Source organism: Cedecea sp. (assembly GCF_036500665.1).
In the GTDB taxonomy this organism is placed as follows: domain Bacteria; phylum Pseudomonadota; class Gammaproteobacteria; order Enterobacterales; family Enterobacteriaceae; genus Cedecea.
The window spans coordinates 57,881-76,336 of sequence record NZ_DASYBS010000014.1 but is presented as its reverse complement, the minus strand read 5'-3'; the positions used below and the strand labels follow the sequence as shown (position 1 = coordinate 76,336).

Here is an 18,456-nt window from a genome sequence, read left to right as displayed (position 1 = left end):
CCCGGCTTACTCTTTTCTATTGCTCTACGGTGCTCATCTTTCGCGCGCCAGCTTTACCCTTCACCCGCTTCGGCTGCGGGACTTTGATAATAAACGTCAGCACGCCCGCAAACAGATACAGCCCGCTATACGCCCAGACCACGCCCACAATATCGAAGAACGGCAGGATCAGCGAGGCGATAGCCGGCGCCACAAAGTTGCTCATTCCCGCCGACAAGTTATAAATGGAAATGGCTGCTCCGCGATGATGCGGCTCCAGAGTCGGAAATACCGCCGTCATCGGCACAAACGCCGCGACAAAAGTGCCAAGCATCACAGCCGGGATCAGCGCGACCCAGAAGTTATGCCCCACCCACACCGGCAGGTAATAAAACGTCAGGCTGGAAATCGCCATGCCTAAACAGCCAAACCAGCGCACCTGGCGGATCCAACCGATGTACTCCCCCATAATTCCCCAAAAGATATTGGTGAAAATGGTGACAAAGAAGAACACCGCCCAAATCTGCAGCCATTCAGAAATCGTGAAGCCGAGACGGTCAACAAACAGCAGCGGCATCACTATCGCGAAGCCAAACAGAGACAGCGTGTTGATAATGCGGATCAGGCAGGCATAAAACACGTCACGGTTGCTGAACAGGATGGTCACCGCCCGCGACATCTCCGTCATTTTCTCGCGCAGCGGCAGATTGACCCGCGAGCGGTCAACCGGCACATTACGCAGGCTGAAGAAGGCAATAAGCCCGCCGCCCGTTACCCAGGCAATGGCCATCCACAGCGTGCCCGTTTCGCCAAATGCCGGGATAGTCAGGCTTGGCAGATAGCTCCCCACCACGCCGATACCGATAGAGTACATAGCCCAGAACCATCCGGTCGCCGCCGCCAGCCTCTCACGCGGTACCACCTGCACCAGCATCAACATGAAGGAGTAGATAAACAGCGGATAGGCCAGACCGCGAATGCCGTAGAACAGCAGCATCAGCGGGTAGTTACGCATCCCGAGGCCGAGCGTCATAAACAATGCATGCATGACTACCCAGGTTACAAAGCCAATCAGCATCGCCTTTTGCGGGGTGATTAACTCGGCTACGACGCCAGATGCCCAGGCCGCCAGCCCCGCCGCAAGGCCATACAGGGTAAACACCATCGCCGATTGCGCGGGCGTAAAGCCCATGTCGGTAATGTGCTTAGACAAGAACGCCATCTCGAAACCATCGCCGCTCATAAAGATGGCAATGGCGATAAATCCCCACAGCAGATGTTTAGGTAAACCAAACCAGTAGCGTGTAGATTGCATAACACTCTTCCTCGTTCACGGGTACAGGGGTTCCCGGCGACAAAAGCCGCCGGGCAGGCAGTTAAGACAGCAGCTTACGAGCGGCTTTTTGTTGTTGGTAAAGCAGGTGGAATACGGATAAGCGCTGGTGCAGCACGCTCTGAGCGGCTTTGCACGGCGTGAAGCGCTGCTGGACGGAAGGCTTGCGGCAAACCACCTCCTCCACGCCACCATCGGCCAGCCAGCCAAGACGAGCTGCGCCGAGCGCGCCGGAAGAGCTGGCCGGATGTGTCACAATCGGCACATCCAGCACGTCAGCAATCAGCTGCGCCCAGATGGCGCTGCGCGCCCCTCCGCCGGTCAGGCTGCATTGGGTAATCTGGCTGCGGGACGTCTCCAGCACCGCCATGCCATCCGCCAGGCCAAAGGTCACGCCCTCAATCACCGAATACCCCAGCAAGGCACGGCTGGTTTCATGGTTTAGCGCAAAGAAACTCCCCATGGCGTGAGCATCGTTGTGCGGCGTGCGCTCCCCTGACAGATAAGGCAGGAAAACAGGCGCATGCTTTTTCTGCTCGTCGCTGAGCCCTGCCATCTCCTCCATGAGCTGGCTTTCAGTGACCGACAGCAGATTGCACACCCAGCGCAGACAGCTGGCGGCGCTGAGCATCACGCTCATTTGGTGCCAGCGCTGAGGTAAAGCGTGGCAAAAGGCATGCACACCGGATTCAGGCCGGGTTTGCAGCTCGTCGTTAACCACGAAGATAACGCCGGACGTGCCGAGCGAAATAAACGCGTCGCCGTTATTGACCGCGCCAACGCCTACCGCTGAGGTGGCATTGTCGCCGCCGCCGCCGGCGATTTTGACGCCGGAGCTAAGCCCCCACTCGGTCGCCAGAGCGGAACGTAAAACAGCGCTGACTTCGCTGCCCTCCACCAGCCGCGGCATCTGGCTGCGGGTTAGCCCGGTAGCCGCCAGCAGTTTGTCTGACCAGTCGCGCTTTGCCACGTCGAGCCACAGCGTTCCGGCGGCGTCTGACGGGTCAGAGACAAACTCATCGCTCAGCCGCCAGCGCAGGTAATCTTTCGGCAGCAGAATCTTATCCACGCGGGAAAAGATTTCCGGTTCATGCTCCGCCACCCAGCGTAGCTTCGGGGCGGTAAAACCGGGCATCACCAGGTTGCCGCTGATGGTCAGAAATTCCGGATGCAACTCAGTCAGTTGTACGCACTGATCTGCACTGCGTGTGTCGTTCCACAATATGCAAGGGCGCAAAACCTGGCCCTGTTTATCCAGCAGCACCGCGCCGTGCATCTGTCCGGACAGGCCAATAGCGCGGACCTGCGCCCAGGCATCGGGTCTTTGCTGGCGCAGAGTAGAAACCACCTGCTGCGTCGCCTGCCACCAGGCCTCAGGATCCTGTTCAGCCCAGTGCGGATGCGGGCGCTGAACGGTTAATGCCGCATGGGCCGAAGCCAGAATTTCGCCCTGCCCGTCGATGAGCAAAGCCTTTAGTTCAGACGTGCCAATATCAATCCCGAGATACATAGCGCCCCCTTAAGCCGTCGCCAGCGGCTGCTGCACAGAGGCGATCCACGCTTCCAGCCGAGTGACCGTCCGCGCCATCAGCTCATGGAAAGCTGAGGAATGGGCGAGTTCGGCAAACAAGGTTTCATCGCTGACAAAGGTCTTGAGCGGCTCAGGAGAAGCGAATAAGGCGCGAATAGCATCGTCCTGCATTACGCCGTCCTGGTACTGGTAAGGCAGTTGGCCCTGCGCCCAACGCTGCAGAAACAGGAAGAACAGGGCGGGCAGAACCGCCGTTGCCGCAGGTTCCTCACCTCGCTGGTAGCACTCAATCAACGTTGGCGTGATAAAACCGGGGATCTTGGACAGGCCGTCGGCCGCCACGCGCTGGTTGGTATCTTTTATATACGGATTGCTAAAGCGGGCCAGCACAACGTCGCGATACCCGGCCAGGTCCAGCGGGCTGGGTGACAGCGAAGGAATGACATCTTCCGTGACGTAATCCCACGCCATCTGCTTAATCGGCTGCTGCACGGTGCTTTCATCGATGTAGCTCAGGCCGGTGAGCGTCCCCGCCCAGGCAATGCAGCTGTGGCTGGCGTTCAGAATGCGGATTTTTGCCTCTTCATACGGCAGCACGGATTTCACCATTTCGACACCAACGTTCTCTAACGCCGGACGGCCGTTAATAAAATCATCCTCAATAACCCACTGGATAAAGGACTCTCCCATCACCGGCACTTTGTCGTCGAACCCGGTAGCCGCTTTCACCCGCGGGGCAATATCCGCCGTAGGGCGTGGCGTAATGCGGTCAACCATGGTGTTAGGCGAAACGGTATGGGTGGTCACCCAGTCAAACAAAGCGAGGTCGCCCTTTGCCTTCAGGAACGACAGGAAACCGTGGCGGAAGCGTTCGCCGTTGTGGCGCAGGTTATCGCAGTTAAGCAGCGTTACCGGCTCGCCGCCGTTGCTCATACGATGATGCAAAATGCGGCTCAGCGCGCCGTACAGCGTAGTAATGCTTCCGGCGAGATCGGCTTTGACATCCGCCTGATTAACGTCCAGCTCATGCTGCGGGGTGAGGTAGTACCCGGCTTCGGTCACGGTGAAGGCAATCACGCGGGTCGACGTTTTGGCGCCCTCTTCAACCAGGGCAGTAATCTCTTTATCCCACGGCAGTACTTTGCGGATAGAAGAGATCTTTTCGTAGGCACGCTCGCCTTCCGGGGTAACGGTTTCCAGCACGTATTCGCCGTGCTGCGCCGCCAGTTGGCTCAGCAACTCGCCGGCATCATTACGGATGTTGCCCAGCGAAATACTCCAGCCGTCATCGCCCTGCTTGATCAGTTGATTGAGATACCACGCCTGATGAGCACGGTGGAAAGAACCTGCGCCAATATGCATCCATACCGATTTCGTCGTCATGATTCACCTCATAATTAAGCATTTGTCATTTTAAAGGGCATTTGCCCGTTTGTTATAGTCTAGTTGCGGCCAGCCCCGACTTTCTGAGATCAAACTCACACTGACAACATTTGCCCATAAAAATGACTTTTGCCCAATGACCAACGAAGCACGCGCGGGGTAGAATGCGCTGCAATAGAGCCATAAGGTGCCGCCATGAGCAGAGAAGAGAAAAAGCAAGAACAAGCCGCGCGCGTCGCCTGGATGTATTACGTGGCGGGCATGACGCAGCAGGATATCGCCCGTGAGCTGGGGATTTCTCGCCAGGTCGCCCAGCGGCTGGTTTCTTCCGCCCGCGAGCAGGGTATGGTGACGGTGAAAATCGCCCATCCGGTTGCCCGCTGCCTGAAGCTGGCGCAGCAGGTCCGGGAACGTTTCGGTCTGGAAATCTGCCGCGTGGTGCCCTCGGAAGGGCTGGACGATGAGGCCATCCAGCAGATGCTGGCGGTGGAAGGCGCCGAAGTGATGTCGCAGTTTATCGCCGACGAGCAGCCTCAGGTCTTCGGCATTGGCTCCGGCAAAACGCTGCGCTCAATCATCGACGTCCTGCCGTGGGTCGAACGCCCGCAGCACCACTGCGTATCGATGATTGGCGCGATTGCGCGTGATGACTCGGGGACGCGCTATGACATGCCGCTAAAAATGGCGGAGAAAATGCAGGGTAAATACTTTTTCATCCCCGCCCCGCTGTATGCCGATAGCGAAGAAGACCGCGACATGTGGTGCCGCCACAAAGTGTACCAGCGCGTGACCGACCGGGCGCTGGCGGCCAACGTCGCGTTTCTCGGCGTTGGCGAAGTGGACATCGGCTGCCCGCTAAATGCCGAAGGATTTATTACCGACGAGCAGGTCAACATGCTGCACGGCCAGGGCGTTGCCGGTGAAATGCTGGGACATTTCTTTAACCACGACGGCCAGCGCGTCTACAGCGAACTGGATGCCCTGCTGACCAGCGTGCCGCTGCAAAGCGACAACCCGCGTAAGATCATCGCCTTTTCCGGCGGAGAGCGTAAGTTTGCTGCTATCAAGGCGGCATTGACCGGCCGCTGGATGTCAGGCCTGGTGACGGATGAGAGTACGGCGGTGAGGTTGTTGGGCGAGGAGTGATGCATTCTTCACCCTCACCCCGGCCCTCTCCCAAAGGGAGAGGGGGGAAACAGCTGACGTGGAATCATGTTTATGCCCTCTCCCTCTGGGAGAGGGTTAGGGTGAGGGATTACTTCAGCGAACCCGAAAGGAACTGCTGCAGGCGAGCGCTTTTCGGGCTGCCGAACAGCTCGGATGGTGGCCCTTCTTCTTCAATGCGGCCCTGATGCAGGAAGATAACGTGGCTGGACACGTGACGGGCAAAATCCATCTCGTGCGTCACAACGACCATCGTTTTCCCCTCTTCTGCCAGCTTCTGCATAATGCGCAGCACTTCTCCCACAAGCTCTGGGTCAAGCGCCGAGGTAGGCTCATCAAACAGCAGCACTTCTGGCTCCATCGCCAGCGCACGGGCGATGGAAACACGCTGCTGCTGACCACCGGACAGATGCACCGGGTATTTAACGTACTGGCGTTCGTCGATGCCGACTTTTGCCAGGTACTTAATCGCCCGCTCTTTCGATTCCTGCTTGCTCAGCCCCAGCACCTGAATAGGCGCTTCCATCACGTTTTCCAGCACCGTCATGTGGCTCCACAGGTTAAAGTGTTGGAACACCATCGTCAGCCGCGTGCGCAGCAGGCGCAGCTGGTTTTTATCGGCCACTTTGAGCTGGCCGTCTTTATCCCGCACCAGATTGATGTTCTGGTTGCTGACCACAATCGTGCCTTCGCTCGGTTTTTCGAGAAAGTTAATGCAGCGCAAAAAGGTACTTTTGCCCGAGCCAGACGAACCGATGATGCTGATGACATCTCCGGCGTTAGCCTTCAGTGACACCCCTTTGAGCACTTCATGTTCGCCGTAGCGTTTGTGCAGATCCGTTACGTTTAATTTATTTTCAGCCATCAGAAGTCACTCAGTGCGAAGCGGGTTTAACGTGCTGCAGCCAGCGTTTTTCCGCTTTACGGAACAGGCTTATCAGCACATAAGAGATAATCAAATACAGCACGGCCGCGATGCCAAACGCGGTAAACGGCTGGTAGGTTGCGGAGTTAATATCACGGGCAATCTTGAGCAGATCCGGCACCGTGGCGGTAAACGCCAGCGCCGTGGAGTGCAGCATCAGGATCACCTCGTTGCTGTAGGCTGGCAGCGCAATACGCAGTGCGGAAGGCAGAATAATGCAGCGGTACATTTTTACTTTTGAGAAGCCGTAGGCGCGCGCCGCTTCAATGTCACCATGCGGCACCGAGCGAATGGCTCCGGCAAAAATCTCCGTGGTATAAGCACAGGTGTTCAGCGTCAGCGCCAGCACGGTACAGTTGAGGCCGCTGCGGAAGAAGGCATTCAGCAATTCAGTGCCTTTGACTATCTCCAGCGTGTACATCCCCGAGTAGAAAACCAGCAGCTGTACGTAGAGCGGCGTACCGCGAAAAATGTAGGTAAAGAGCCAGATCGGGAACGCGATAAATTTGTTACTGGAGACGCGCCCGATGGCGAGGAACAGCGCCAGAATCCCGCCCATCACCACCGACAAAATCAGCAGCCACAGCGTGATCGCCACGCCCGTAAAGCGGTAACCGTCGGTCCACAGCAGGGACTGCCAGTAATCGTGAATAATATCAATCATAGCTCCGCCCTCTTCACGCCAACGGAATAGCGACGTTCAAGCCAGAGCAGCACCCCGTTTGAAACCGTAGTAAAGACCAGATAGATAATCCCGGCGACAATGGCGAAGTAGAACGGCTGCCAGGTGCTTTTCCCGGCGAGCTGCGTGGCCTTCACCACATCTTCGAGGCCGAGCAGGGAAACCAGCGCGGTTGCCTTGAGAATAACCTGCCAGTTGTTACCGATCCCCGGCAGCGCGTAGCGCATCATGGCCGGAAACAGAATACGGCGGAAGGTTTGGGAGCCGGTAAAGCCAAACGCGGTTGCCGCCTCAATATGGCCTTTCGGCACCGCCAGAAATGCACCGCGGAAGGTTTCGGTAAAATAAGCGCCGTAGATAAAGCCGAGGGTGATAATGCCCGCCACCATCGGGTCGATATCAAACTGCGCCATGCCCAGCGCATCGGTAATGCTGTTGAGCAGCATCTGCAGCCCGTAGAAAATTAACAGCATCAGCACCAGGTCCGGCACCCCGCGAATCAGCGTGGTGTAGCCCTCAAACAGTAATGCGAGCGGGCGGTTTTTGGACAGTTTTGCGCCTGCGCCGGCAAGCCCAATCAGCACGGAAAGGACAACCGAGGCGAGCGCCAGCTCAAGCGTAACCAGCGCCCCTTTAAAAATTACTTCGGAAAAGCCATACAACATGGTGCGTATCCTGTCGTCAGTGTTTGCTGCTGCTTACTGGGCCCCGTCTGACGCGGGGCCTTTATCACCGGTAAGGGTTATTCACCATACACATTAAAATCAAAGTACGGCTTCGCTAACTTCTCATACGTGCCGTCTTTACGCATCTCCGCAAAGGCCTTGTTCAGCGCCTCACGCAGCTCGTTATCTTCTTTACGCAGGCCCATGCCGGTGCCGACGCCAAATAGCTTGTCGTCTTTAATGGACGGGCCGCCGAACTGGTAATCTTTGCCGACAGGCTGTTTCAGGAAGCCTTCGCTGGCGGCCACTTCATCCTGGAATGCGGCGTCAATACGCCCGGCGGCCAGGTCGGCGTAAATCGAGTCCTGCCCCTGATAGGAAACAATCTCGATGCCTTTTGGCGCCCAGTGCTCATTGCCGTAAGTTTCCTGCGTTGTGCCCTGCAGCACGCCGACGCGCTTGCCTTTCAGCGACTCAATCGTTGGCTGGATCGGAGAACCTTTGGCTACCACCAGGCGAGAGTCAGCCGCATACAGCTTGTCGGTGAACGCGATTTCCTGCTGACGCTTCTCGGTGATGGACAGAGAAGACATGATGGCGTCGATCTTCTTCGCCTTCAGAGATGGGATCAGCGCATCTAATGGGTTTTCAACAAAAGTACATGGGGTGTTAATGCGCTTACAGAGTTCTTTAGCCAGGTCGATATCGAAACCGACCAGCTCACCCTGAGCATTTTTGGATTCAAATGGCGCATAGGTTGGGTCCGTGCCAATCCGTAAATTTTTCGGAATAGCAGCGAATGCTGTGGTCACGCTGGAAAATGCCAGCACCAGAGAAAGAGACAAAACCAGCTTTTTCATAATTATCCTCAATAGACTGTCCGTTACTTAAGGCTCACACCCACTACGTGAACAGGGAAAACTTACGCAACGCGTTGCGAACACAACGTCTTCGCACCATAAAGGTGCAGCCGGAACGTGACTGCACCACTGCATAGTTATCCTGCCCGGTTAAGAATATATTCAGAACCGGGCTACAGACTAAGGGATAAACTTATTCGCCGTAAACATTAAAGTCGAAGTACTTCTTCGCTAATTTGTCGTAAGTACCGTCTTTACGCATTTCGCCCAGCGCTTTGTCGAACGCGGCCTTCAGCTCAGTATCATCTTTGCGCAGACCGATACCGGTGCCGTCACCGAAATACTTCTTGTCCTTCACTGAAGGCCCGGCGAAGGCAAAGTCTTTACCGGCAGGCTGTTTCAGGAAACCTTCGCTACCGGCAACCTCATCCTGAAATGCAGCGTCCAGACGCCCCGCGGCAAGATCGGAGTAGATCAAGTCCTGGTTGGCATAGGCCACCACATCCACACCTTTAGGGCGCCATTCGGCGTTGCCATAGGTTTCCTGAATAGAGCCCTGCAGCACCCCAACGTGTTTGCCTTTCAGTGACTCAAGGGTCGGCTGAATTGGGGAGCCTTTCGTCGCAATCAGGCGAGAATCGGCCGCGTACAGCTTGTCGGAGAAGAGGATCTCCTGCTGACGTTTTTCGGTGATCGACAGAGACGAGATAATGGCGTCGATTTTCTTCGCTTTCAGCGACGGGATCAGGGAGTCAAAGTCACTGCCCACCCACGTACATTTGGCCTGAATGCGCTTGCAAAGTTCATTGCCAAGGTCGATATCAAACCCGACAAAATCCCCTTTCGCATCTTTCGAGGAGAATGGGGCGTAGGTCGCGTCGGTCCCAATACGGACGTTTTGCGGAATCGCTGCGAACACGCTGGCTGCGCTGGACAGGCCGAGCAGTAAAGACAGTGCAAGAACCGACTTCTTCATACGATACCCTCAAGTTTGGCTTTCTTATTTGTGATGTCTTGTTGTGTGGTAATACATTGGCAAACGGAGAGTTGCAGTTCTCATGCCACTTTTCCCTGCGTGGAAAAAAGTCGCTGATTTATGTTAATAAAACGTTGCAACTTCGCGCTAGTTTGAAAGATAGCAGTTCTGGGAAGCGGGAATAGAGGGGAAAGGGGTTTTCGCGGATTAAATCTTCTAAAAGCGATCGGCGTTGCAGAATTGCCCCATTATGAGGCAATTAATTTGTGATGCACCGCGCCAGGGCATGACCTATGCCCCGCCCCAGCGGACGAACAGGTCTTCAGGCAGCTCAAGGTCAAACTGATCCAATACCCTGTTCACCGTCTGGTCGACAATATCCTGCAGCGTTTGCGGGCGATGATAAAACGCGGGCACCGGCGGCATGATCACCGCACCCAGTTCGGATGCCTGGGTCAACAGGCGCAGGTGACCCAGGTGCAGCGGCGTTTCGCGAATACAAAGCACCAGCGGGCGGCGCTCTTTCAGCACCACGTCCGCCGCGCGGGTCAACAGGCCGTCCGTATAGCTGTGTACGATGCCCGACAGCGTTTTAATCGAGCACGGCAGCACCGCCATGCCCATTGTCTTAAACGAACCGGAGGAGATGCTGGCGGCGATATCACGCGAGTCATGAACAACATCCGCCAGCGCCTGAACATCGCGCAGCGAGTAATCGGTTTCCAGCGCCAGGGTCTGGCGTGCCGCGTTGCTCATCACCAGATGGCTTTCTACCTCCGGCAACTGCTGCAGGATTTGCAGTAAACGCACCCCGTAAATGGCGCCGCTGGCTCCGGAAATACCGACGATCAGTCGTTTCATTGAATTTGCCCATAAAGAATATCTGGGCTGACTTTGCCGCAAGATGAGGTGGGATGCAAGGCTCCCCGCGGGCGGGGAAGCGTAGAACATGCCTCTCCCCTTTCCAGGAGAGAGGCGGGGGAAATCAGCCTTCGTTGTGCATCTCTAAATTTTCCACTTCGTTCTGACGCGCCAGCGCTTTGGAGTCGTCGTTACGCAGGGACTCGAGATACTGCAGGTACTTGTGGTCAACGTCTTTCGTCACGTAGATACCGTTGAAGACCGAACACTCAAACTGGGTGATATCCGGATTTTCCACGCGGACCGCTTCGATAAGGTCGTCCAGATCCTGGAAAATCAGGCCATCGGCGCCGATGATTTGGCGAATTTCATCCACTTCACGCCCGTGAGCAATCAGCTCGTTAGCGCTTGGCATGTCGATGCCATAAACGTTCGGGAAGCGGATTTCCGGCGCGGCGGAGGCCAGGTAAACCTTTTTGGCTCCGGCTTCACGCGCCATCTCGATAATCTGCTCAGATGTGGTACCGCGCACGATGGAGTCGTCCACCAAAAGCACGTTTTTATCACGGAACTCGGCGCGGTTGGCGTTCAGCTTACGGCGCACGGACTTACGGCGCAGCTGCTGGCCCGGCATGATAAACGTGCGGCCAACGTAGCGGTTTTTCACAAACCCCTGGCGATAAGGTTTATCCAGAATGTGGGCAATTTCCAGCGCAATGTCGCAGGAGGTTTCAGGAATGGGAATGACCACGTCGATATCCAGGTCTTCCCATTCGCGGGCAATCTTCTCGCCAAGCTTTTTACCCATCTCAACGCGCGCGCTATAGACGGAGATCTTGTCGATAAACGAGTCCGGGCGCGCAAAGTAAACATATTCGAACAGGCACGGGTTGCTGACCGGGTTATCGGCGCACTGGCGGGTGAACAGTTGGCCTTTTTCGGTGATGTACACCGCTTCTCCCGGCGCGATATCGCGCAGGAACTCAAAGCCCAGGGTGTCAAGCGCCACGCTCTCGGAGGCCACCATGTATTCGGTGCGGCCATCGCCCAGGTCACGCTTGCCGATAACCAGCGGACGAATGCCGTTCGGGTCGCGGAAGGCCACCATACCGTGGCCGATAATCATCGCCACACAGGCGTAAGCGCCGCGGATTTGGCGGTTAGTGGCGGCGATAGCGGCAAAAATATTGTCTGCTTCCAGCGGATAATGGCGGAAGTTATCCAGCTCGCTGGCAAAGATATTGAGCAGGATTTCAGAGTCAGAAGTGGTGTTAATGTGGCGACGTTTTTCTTCAAACAGCTTTTTACGCAGCTCGTGGGCATTGGTCAGGTTACCGTTATGCGCCAGAGTAATTCCGTAAGGAGAGTTGACGTAGAAAGGCTGAGCTTCAGAAGCGCTGGAACTGCCGGCGGTCGGGTAACGCACGTGGCCGATACCCATATTCCCCTGCAGACGCTGCATGTGGCGGGCTTCAAACACATCGCTCACCAGGCCATTCGCTTTACGCAGACGGAAGCAATTTAAAGCGTCGATGGTGACGATGCCTGCGGCATCCTGGCCACGGTGCTGAAGCACCGTTAACGCATCATAAATCGACTGGTTTACCGGCATGAAACCGGCGATACCGACAATACCGCACATGTTGTCTTTTCCTCATTAAGCCACACCCCCCGCTACGATTAGCGGGGCAAGAAACTTGACGAGCTTTGCAGATAGTCAAAGAACCATCTGATGATGAAACTGAATTGCGGGATAAGCTGCGACTTTTGCCAGTCATCGCTTTTTGAAAAACCGGTAAAAGTATCCAGGAAGAACAGAATGGCAGAGACGATCAGTACGCCACGCAAGGCGCCAAAACAGATCCCCAACACCCTGTCTGTACCCGACAGGCCGGTTTTTTGCACCAGCGCGCTAATCACATAATTGACTATCGCACCGACAATCAGCGTCGCGATAAACAGCACCGCGATAGCTATCCCATTACGTACCAGTTCGTCTTCAAAGCCAGTGAACCAGACTGACAGATAAGTGTAGTAATGACTGGCGACAAAGAAAGCACATCCCCAGGTCACAAGCGATAACGCTTCCTTCACAAACCCACGTATTACGCTTACCAGACAAGAAAAACCGATAACCGCAATGATGGCGTAATCTATCCAGACCATGAAAAAATCTCGTGACAAATTGCCCTGACGTCCAGTTCGGGGCGAATTCTAACAGAAAAAGAAAACGTTTGCGTAGGGATTTCCTTCCCGCGCGTAAATAAATAATGGCGTTGAAAAAAGCATCAACGCCATTAAAAAAGTGCCAGTTTTCCCCTCACCTTTTAGAGGCGAAGTGACGGTATGGCGTTGTTTTCCCCTCACCCTAACCCTCTCCCCAGAGGGGCGAGGGAACCGCTCGGTGTAATGGCTTTTCCCCTCCCCCTTCCAGGGAGAGGGCCGGGGTGAGGGTCACAAACCGCTACCGTGGCGAGTAGTTCATCACCACGCCCTTCAGGCCAGAAAGCGAACTCAGCTCGCCAAGCGAAGACTTCAGCTTATCTTTCGAGGCATCCGGCCCAACCAGAATACGGGTGATTTTCCCCTGCACAGGCGTTGTCGGTGAGGTATAAACCTTGAATCCGGCACCGCGCAGTTTACCAACAATTTCATTCACTTTGTCCGCATTTTTCAATGCGCCAAGCTGCACCACGTACGCTTGCCCGGTCGGTGCTTTGTCGGCTGGTTTTTCCGTCTTCGTCGGCTGCTCAGAGGCCATGGCAAGTTGCTGCCCGGTCTGATCATCAGAAGCTGGCTTAGGCTGTGGCTTTTCCACCGGCTTCGGTTTTGGTTTTTCCTGCACCGGCTGTGGCTTAGGCTGTTCGCGTGCCACAGGCACTTCATCAACGCCCGCAGAGCCTTCGTTCGGGATGGTCCTGTTATTCAGACCCGGTGGCGCAGCAGCCCCGGCCCTCACCTCTTCTGCCGCCCCTTCAGGCGGCTGAGACGGCAGCGCCTGGGTAGCCGCAGGCAGCATATCCGGCTCATCGCTGTCCCCTGGCTTGGGCACCAAAGGAATAGCTGCGAATTCATCCTGATAATGCTTTTTCTGCCCGTCCAGCAGACCCGGCAGCACAATGACCCCCAGCGCCACCAGAATAATGGTTCCGACTAATCGGTTTTGAAACTTACTCGCCACCTGCTCTCCCCGCGTCCAGTACTTCCATTACATGGGCCACCGTGTGGAACGAACCGCACACCAGCACGGTATCTTCAGCCGTCGCTTCAGCCATTGCTGCATGCCATGCGTCAGCCACCGTTGCAAATGTTCTGCCGTTGCCAAGATGCGCGATGAGTTGTTCTGCGCTTGCACCTCGTGGCCCCTCCAGCGGAGCACAATACCAGCTATCGACCTGAGGCGACAAACAGGCAAGCGTCCCGGCGATGTCTTTATCGTGCAGCATACCGATAACCGCGTGTACCCGCCCCTGCCCGGGTAACGCCGTCAGGCGTCCGGCAAGGTAAGCTGCCGCATGCGGATTATGGGCAACGTCCAGAATAACGCGTGGCGACTCAGAAACAATCTGAAAGCGTCCTGGCAGCGTGGCATGCTCAATGCCATAACGTATCGCGTTTTCACTGATGTTCAGTTTACTTGCCCGCATAGCGGCCAGCGCCGTTGCAGCATTTGGCTGCGGTACCCGCGGCAGCGGAAGTTGGCCCAGCGCGCCGTGAGCGTCACGGAACGTCCAGCCGGTTGCGCCCACCTCATAATCCCAGTCCACGCCGCGGCGCAGTAGCTGCGCCCCTTTTTCCTGTGCTACATCGGCAATCGTGTATGGCATATCCGGCTCGCCCACTACCGCCGGGTGATCTCTACGGAAGACACCGGCTTTTTCGCGACCGATGCTCTCACGATCCGGGCCAAGCCAGTCGGTGTGGTCGAGCGCGATACTGGTGACAACGGCCACATCAGAGTCCACGATGTTAGTGGCATCAAGGCGACCGCCAAGACCCACCTCAAGAATAACCACATCTACCGCCTGCTGCTTAAACAATAGCAATGCGGACAGCGTTCCGTATTCAAAATAGGTTAAGGAAATATCACCACGGGCAGCCTCTATCTCTGCAAAGGAGGCGGTATGCAGGTCCTCCGGTAACTCTTCACCCTGAATGCGTACGCGCTCGGTGTAGCGCACCAGATGCGGCGAGCTATAAACCCCTACCCGGTATCCGTCCGCCATCAGCGTGGTTTCTAGCGTACGGCAGGTGGTGCCTTTGCCGTTGGTTCCGGCAACCGTGAACACCGTTGGCGCAGGTTTCAACACGTCCAGTTTAGCCGCAACTTTGCTGATGCGCTCAAGGCCCATATCGATGGTGGTGGAGTGAAGGTTTTCGAGATAGTAAAGCCACGTGGCCAGAGGCGACGTGGCTTGAGGGATAAGATCTTTTTCCATGATGCCCACTTAACATGCACATAAAGAAAAAGGGCAGAGCCTGCTGGCCTGCCCTTAGTGACGAATCAGGCCTCTTGACCCTGTTCCGGCGCTGGCGGAACCACAATCGGCTCGCGCGGCGCTTCCGGGTTTGGCGCCGGCAGATTCATAAACTTCGCCAGCACGCTCGCCAGCTTCAGGCGCAGCTCCGGGCGACGGACGATCATATCAATCGCGCCTTTTTCGATCAGGAATTCACTGCGCTGGAAGCCCGGCGGCAGTTTTTCACGCACGGTCTGCTCGATAACGCGAGGGCCAGCAAAGCCAATCAGCGCTTTCGGTTCGGCAATGTTCAGGTCGCCCAGCATCGCAAAGCTTGCCGACACGCCGCCCATGGTTGGGTCAGTCAGCACGGAAATGTACGGCAGACCACGCTCCTGCATTTTTGCCAGTGCGGCGCTGGTTTTCGCCATTTGCATCAGCGACATCAGCGCTTCCTGCATACGGGCACCGCCGGAAGCGGAGAAGCACACCATCGGGCAGTTGTCTTCCAGCGCCTGCTCAACGGCACGAACAAAACGCGCGCCGACCACAGAACCCATTGAGCCGCCCATAAAGGAGAACTCAAAGGCCGCCGCAACAACAGGCATACCGTGCAGGGTACCTTTCATTACTACCAGCGCGTCTTTCTCACCGGTCTCTTTTTGTGCCGTTGCAAGGCGATCTTTGTACTTTTTGGAATCACGGAACTTCAGCAAATCTTTTGGCTCAAGCTCACTGCCCAATTCCACCAGTGAGCCTTCGTCTAACAGGCTATGCAGGCGATCGCGGGCCGCCATACGCATGTGGTGGTCGCACTTAGGGCAAACGCCAAGATTGCGTTCCAGCTCGGCGCGGTACAGGACCTGGCCGCAGCTATCGCACTTGGTCCACACCCCTTCAGGGATGCTCGCCTTACGGGTGGGAGTAATATTGCTCTTATTGAGAATTCGTTCAATCCAGCTCATTGATGACCTTTCTGCTTGAACCTGGTCGATGCCAGTTTTTCTGCGGCAGTTTTCCCTGCCCCAGACCATAAATGGTGCTCATTAAAACACAACGGCCCGCGACTTTGGATAAAAAAGTGGTCGAACCGCTGCCGCGTATTATTTCGACTGCCGCGCCGCAGCGCGTTTGTGGCGAATAACTTCCACCACGCCGGGCAGAACAGACACCACGATTATCGCCACAATCAGCAGCTTCAGGTTTTCCTGTACCACAGGCAGGTTACCAAACAGATAGCCCGCGTAGGTGAACAGCAATACCCACAGCAGCGCGCCGACCACGTTATAGATCGCAAAATGGCGATAGGACATATGCCCCATCCCGGCGACAAACGGTGCGAAGGTTCGCACAATCGGCACGAAGCGCGCGAGGATAATCGTTTTTCCGCCGTGACGCTCGTAAAAAGCATGAGTTTTATCAAGATAACTGCGGCGGAAGATTTTTGAATTCGGATTACTGAACAACTTCTCGCCAAACAGCCGGCCGATAGTGTAGTTCACCGCATCGCCGATGATGGCGGCAATCACCATCAAAATGACCATGTAATGCACGTTCAGGTCGTTAGTTTCCAGCGAAGCCAGCGCGCCCGCCACAAACAGCAGCGAATCACCCGGTAAAAACGGCGTCACTACCAGCCCGGTTTCGCAGAACAAAATCAGGAACAAAATAGCGTAAACCCAGACGCCGTATTGTGCCACCAGCTCGGCCAAATGCACGTCGATATGCAAAATGAAGTCGATGATAAAACGGATGAAATCCATCAAAGTTTCCTTTCTTAAGCAGCAATCAGTCGGCTAAAAAAAGCTGCCCCATCGGGAGACGCGGCAGCGCAAAGTGGTCGGGATAATCCACCGACACCAGGTACAGCCCTTCCGCCTTCGCGGTAGCAGCAGCCTTGGTGCGGTCCTTCATTGCCAGCAGGTCAGCCATCCAGGTTTCAGCCTGGTTACCGCAGCCGACTTCCAGCAGGCTGCCGACGATATTGCGCACCATATGGTGAACAAACGCGTTGGCCTTAATGTCCACCACGATGTAAGCGCCGTAGCGGTTTACCGTAATGTGCATCATATTGCGCCACGGAGTGCGGGACTGGCACTGCACCGCACGGAACGAGGTAAAGTCATTCTCCCCCAACAGGCTCTGGGCGGCACGGTGCATTTTGTCCGCATCCAGAGGCAGGTGAAAATGCGTTACTCCCTGCTGTAAAACGGCCGGACGCAGCCGATGATTATAAATCACGTAGCGATAACGTCGGGCCGTGGCGCTAAACCGGGCGTGAAACTCGGCCGGCACATCTTTTACCCAACGAACGGCGATGTCACCAGGCAAATTCGTATTTACGCCCATCGTCCAGGCAGCATCTTTGCGCACCGCGCTGGTTTCAAAATGCACCACCTGGCCTGTGGCGTGAACGCCCGCATCGGTGCGCCCCGCGCAAAACACGTTAATCGGCTCATTGGCCACCTGAGACAGCGCTTTTTCCAGCTTTTCCTGCACGCTGCGCACTTCGTTCTGGCGCTGCCAGCCGTAATATTTACTGCCGTCGTACTCAATGCCGAGCGCGATTTTATGAAGCGGAATTTCGCTTAGCACTTCGGACATCAGTACATATACTCCTGCACCAGTTTCTCAGCGGTTTTTATCGCCATCAGCGCGCCGCCAAAGCGAACGTTATCGGCCACCGACCAGAACTGAATTTGCTCCGGCATGCCGTAATCGTTGTGCACACAGCCGATAGAAAGATGGCCGCTGCCGGACGCATCCGCAACCTGAGTCGGGAATTCGCCCTCTTCAGACAGCTCGATATCTTCTGCCTGAGCAAACGCATCACGGGCTTCTTCAGCCGCCAACGGACGCAGCGCTTCAAAATTAACCATCTGCGCGTGGCCGTAAAATACCGGCGACTGCACGATGCTTGCGGAGATCATCAGGCCGTCATCCTGCAAAATCTTACGCACCTCGTTCACCAGACGACGCTCTTCGCGCACGCTGCCTTCGGCATCCGGCACCAGCGGCAGCATGTTGAACGCTAGCTGGCGGCCAAACAGATCTTCTTCATCGATAGGAATACCGTTCAGCAAACGCGCGCTCTGCCCGGCAAGGGCGTCAACCGCCACTTTACCGCGAGCGGAGGCGGACAGCAGGCTGGTCACCTGAATGCGTGACAGGCCGCCCTGCTCGATCAGCGGTTTTAAGGCGCTCAGCAGCTGGCTGGTCAGGCTGTCCGCCACGGCAACCAGATTGCGGTTGCGGTAATCACTCAGTACATACGGGTTAACGTCCGGCACTACCAGCGGCACGTCCGGCTCCATAGCAAACAGGCCGCTGGAGTCGATAACCAGGCAGCCAGAATTGGTTGCTTCTTCCACGTATTGAGCAGACGCTTCAACGCCCCCGACGAAGAACGCAAGCTGGGCCTGAGTCCAGTCGAACTCTGCCGCGTCCTGCACCATTATGGTTTTGCCTTCATAACGCAGGTTTTCACCGGCGCTCTCGCTACGCGCCAGGGCATACAATTCACCAACCGGGAACTGACGTTCAGCAAGCAGTTCAAGCAAAGCTGAGCCTACGGCACCGGTGGCGCCTAAGATGGCAATATTCCAGCCTTCGGACATGTTGGTTTACTCCAGAAAAT

18 protein-coding genes are annotated in these 18,456 nt (G+C 56.0%); 1 reads left to right on the top strand and 17 read right to left on the bottom strand.

Translation table 11 applies throughout. The features are described 5' to 3' along the window. Positions 1–16: 16 nt before the first annotated feature. The 3 genes from VGM55_RS02220 to dalD form a co-directional block, all read right to left on the bottom strand. Complete coding sequence (locus VGM55_RS02220) at positions 17–1,294, bottom strand: MFS transporter (protein WP_331634453.1); 1,278 nt, start codon at positions 1,292–1,294, stop codon at positions 17–19. A 61-nt stretch (positions 1,295–1,355) separates the two neighbouring features. Next, on the bottom strand, positions 1,356–2,822 hold the full coding sequence (xylB, locus tag VGM55_RS02215; RefSeq protein ID WP_331634452.1) for a xylulokinase: 1,467 nt from the start codon (positions 2,820–2,822) through the stop codon (positions 1,356–1,358). Positions 2,823–2,831: 9 nt separating this feature from the next. Beyond that, the gene (gene dalD / locus VGM55_RS02210; protein ID WP_331634451.1) at positions 2,832–4,226 is read right to left on the bottom strand and encodes a D-arabinitol 4-dehydrogenase; all 1,395 of its coding nucleotides are present in this window, start codon (positions 4,224–4,226) and stop codon (positions 2,832–2,834) included. Between the two features lie 195 nt (positions 4,227–4,421). Between dalD and VGM55_RS02205 the strand changes: the two genes are divergently transcribed. Then, positions 4,422–5,372: a sugar-binding transcriptional regulator gene (locus VGM55_RS02205; protein WP_154188799.1), complete on the top strand. Its 951-nt coding sequence runs from the start codon at positions 4,422–4,424 to the stop codon at positions 5,370–5,372. Positions 5,373–5,481: 109 nt separating this feature from the next. Here VGM55_RS02205 and hisP read toward each other — a convergent pair whose 3' ends face one another. The 14 genes from hisP to VGM55_RS02135 all read right to left on the bottom strand — a co-directional run bounded on the left by hisP (position 5,482) and on the right by VGM55_RS02135 (position 18,436). Then, positions 5,482–6,255 (bottom strand): histidine ABC transporter ATP-binding protein HisP, encoded by a 774-nt coding sequence (hisP, locus tag VGM55_RS02200; RefSeq protein WP_331634449.1) that lies wholly within the window; start codon positions 6,253–6,255, stop codon positions 5,482–5,484. Positions 6,256–6,265: 10 nt separating this feature from the next. Beyond that, the gene (locus VGM55_RS02195) at positions 6,266–6,979 is read right to left on the bottom strand and encodes an ABC transporter permease (protein WP_038480783.1); all 714 of its coding nucleotides are present in this window, start codon (positions 6,977–6,979) and stop codon (positions 6,266–6,268) included. Further along, a complete protein-coding gene (locus tag VGM55_RS02190) occupies positions 6,976–7,662 on the bottom strand; it encodes a histidine ABC transporter permease HisQ (RefSeq protein ID WP_038480779.1) in 687 nt (228 codons plus the stop codon). Before VGM55_RS02190 ends, VGM55_RS02195 begins: the two co-directional genes overlap by 4 nt. A gap of 77 nt (positions 7,663–7,739) precedes the next feature. Further along, positions 7,740–8,522 (bottom strand): histidine ABC transporter substrate-binding protein HisJ, encoded by a 783-nt coding sequence (hisJ, locus tag VGM55_RS02185; RefSeq protein ID WP_331634448.1) that lies wholly within the window; start codon positions 8,520–8,522, stop codon positions 7,740–7,742. A gap of 193 nt (positions 8,523–8,715) precedes the next feature. After that, positions 8,716–9,498 (bottom strand): lysine/arginine/ornithine ABC transporter substrate-binding protein ArgT, encoded by a 783-nt coding sequence (gene argT / locus VGM55_RS02180; RefSeq protein ID WP_331634447.1) that lies wholly within the window; start codon positions 9,496–9,498, stop codon positions 8,716–8,718. Between the two features lie 291 nt (positions 9,499–9,789). Beyond that, on the bottom strand, positions 9,790–10,359 hold the full coding sequence (locus VGM55_RS02175) for a UbiX family flavin prenyltransferase (RefSeq protein WP_154188795.1): 570 nt from the start codon (positions 10,357–10,359) through the stop codon (positions 9,790–9,792). Positions 10,360–10,483: 124 nt separating this feature from the next. Continuing rightward, a complete protein-coding gene (gene purF, locus VGM55_RS02170; protein WP_154188794.1) occupies positions 10,484–12,001 on the bottom strand; it encodes an amidophosphoribosyltransferase in 1,518 nt (505 codons plus the stop codon). A 38-nt stretch (positions 12,002–12,039) separates the two neighbouring features. Next, positions 12,040–12,525, bottom strand: coding sequence for a colicin V production protein (gene cvpA, locus VGM55_RS02165; protein WP_039295575.1), 486 nt, complete (start codon positions 12,523–12,525; stop codon positions 12,040–12,042). Between the two features lie 298 nt (positions 12,526–12,823). Next, the gene (dedD, locus tag VGM55_RS02160; protein ID WP_331634446.1) at positions 12,824–13,540 is read right to left on the bottom strand and encodes a cell division protein DedD; all 717 of its coding nucleotides are present in this window, start codon (positions 13,538–13,540) and stop codon (positions 12,824–12,826) included. Beyond that, positions 13,530–14,798 carry a bifunctional tetrahydrofolate synthase/dihydrofolate synthase gene (folC, locus tag VGM55_RS02155; protein WP_331634445.1) on the bottom strand — a complete coding sequence of 423 codons (1,269 nt, stop codon included), beginning with the start codon at positions 14,796–14,798 and terminating at the stop codon, positions 13,530–13,532. Before folC ends, dedD begins: the two co-directional genes overlap by 11 nt. Before the next feature lie 65 nt (positions 14,799–14,863). Then, complete coding sequence (gene accD / locus VGM55_RS02150; RefSeq protein ID WP_331634444.1) at positions 14,864–15,784, bottom strand: acetyl-CoA carboxylase, carboxyltransferase subunit beta; 921 nt, start codon at positions 15,782–15,784, stop codon at positions 14,864–14,866. Positions 15,785–15,922: 138 nt separating this feature from the next. Further along, on the bottom strand, positions 15,923–16,582 hold the full coding sequence (locus VGM55_RS02145; RefSeq protein ID WP_154188790.1) for a DedA family protein: 660 nt from the start codon (positions 16,580–16,582) through the stop codon (positions 15,923–15,925). A gap of 25 nt (positions 16,583–16,607) precedes the next feature. Then, the gene (truA, locus tag VGM55_RS02140) at positions 16,608–17,423 is read right to left on the bottom strand and encodes a tRNA pseudouridine(38-40) synthase TruA (protein ID WP_331634442.1); all 816 of its coding nucleotides are present in this window, start codon (positions 17,421–17,423) and stop codon (positions 16,608–16,610) included. Beyond that, entirely contained in the window at positions 17,423–18,436 is a 1,014-nt protein-coding gene (locus VGM55_RS02135) for an aspartate-semialdehyde dehydrogenase (protein ID WP_331634441.1), read from the bottom strand. The genes truA and VGM55_RS02135 overlap by 1 nt, the downstream gene beginning before the upstream one ends. Between the last annotated feature and the right edge of the window lie 20 nt (positions 18,437–18,456).

Coding starts and splice junctions, on each gene's coding strand:
- VGM55_RS02220 (WP_331634453.1), bottom strand. CDS start 1,294: ATGCAATCTACACGCTACTGGTTTGGTTTACCTAAACATCTGCTGTGG.
- xylB (WP_331634452.1), bottom strand. CDS start 2,822: ATGTATCTCGGGATTGATATTGGCACGTCTGAACTAAAGGCTTTGCTC.
- dalD (WP_331634451.1), bottom strand. CDS start 4,226: ATGACGACGAAATCGGTATGGATGCATATTGGCGCAGGTTCTTTCCAC.
- VGM55_RS02205 (WP_154188799.1), top strand. CDS start 4,422: ATGAGCAGAGAAGAGAAAAAGCAAGAACAAGCCGCGCGCGTCGCCTGG.
- hisP (WP_331634449.1), bottom strand. CDS start 6,255: ATGGCTGAAAATAAATTAAACGTAACGGATCTGCACAAACGCTACGGC.
- VGM55_RS02195 (WP_038480783.1), bottom strand. CDS start 6,979: ATGATTGATATTATTCACGATTACTGGCAGTCCCTGCTGTGGACCGAC.
- VGM55_RS02190 (WP_038480779.1), bottom strand. CDS start 7,662: ATGTTGTATGGCTTTTCCGAAGTAATTTTTAAAGGGGCGCTGGTTACG.
- hisJ (WP_331634448.1), bottom strand. CDS start 8,522: ATGAAAAAGCTGGTTTTGTCTCTTTCTCTGGTGCTGGCATTTTCCAGC.
- argT (WP_331634447.1), bottom strand. CDS start 9,498: ATGAAGAAGTCGGTTCTTGCACTGTCTTTACTGCTCGGCCTGTCCAGC.
- VGM55_RS02175 (WP_154188795.1), bottom strand. CDS start 10,359: ATGAAACGACTGATCGTCGGTATTTCCGGAGCCAGCGGCGCCATTTAC.
- purF (WP_154188794.1), bottom strand. CDS start 12,001: ATGTGCGGTATTGTCGGTATCGCCGGTTTCATGCCGGTAAACCAGTCG.
- cvpA (WP_039295575.1), bottom strand. CDS start 12,525: ATGGTCTGGATAGATTACGCCATCATTGCGGTTATCGGTTTTTCTTGT.
- folC (WP_331634445.1), bottom strand. CDS start 14,798: ATGGAAAAAGATCTTATCCCTCAAGCCACGTCGCCTCTGGCCACGTGG.
- accD (WP_331634444.1), bottom strand. CDS start 15,784: ATGAGCTGGATTGAACGAATTCTCAATAAGAGCAATATTACTCCCACC.
- VGM55_RS02145 (WP_154188790.1), bottom strand. CDS start 16,582: ATGGATTTCATCCGTTTTATCATCGACTTCATTTTGCATATCGACGTG.
- truA (WP_331634442.1), bottom strand. CDS start 17,423: ATGTCCGAAGTGCTAAGCGAAATTCCGCTTCATAAAATCGCGCTCGGC.
- VGM55_RS02135 (WP_331634441.1), bottom strand. CDS start 18,436: ATGTCCGAAGGCTGGAATATTGCCATCTTAGGCGCCACCGGTGCCGTA.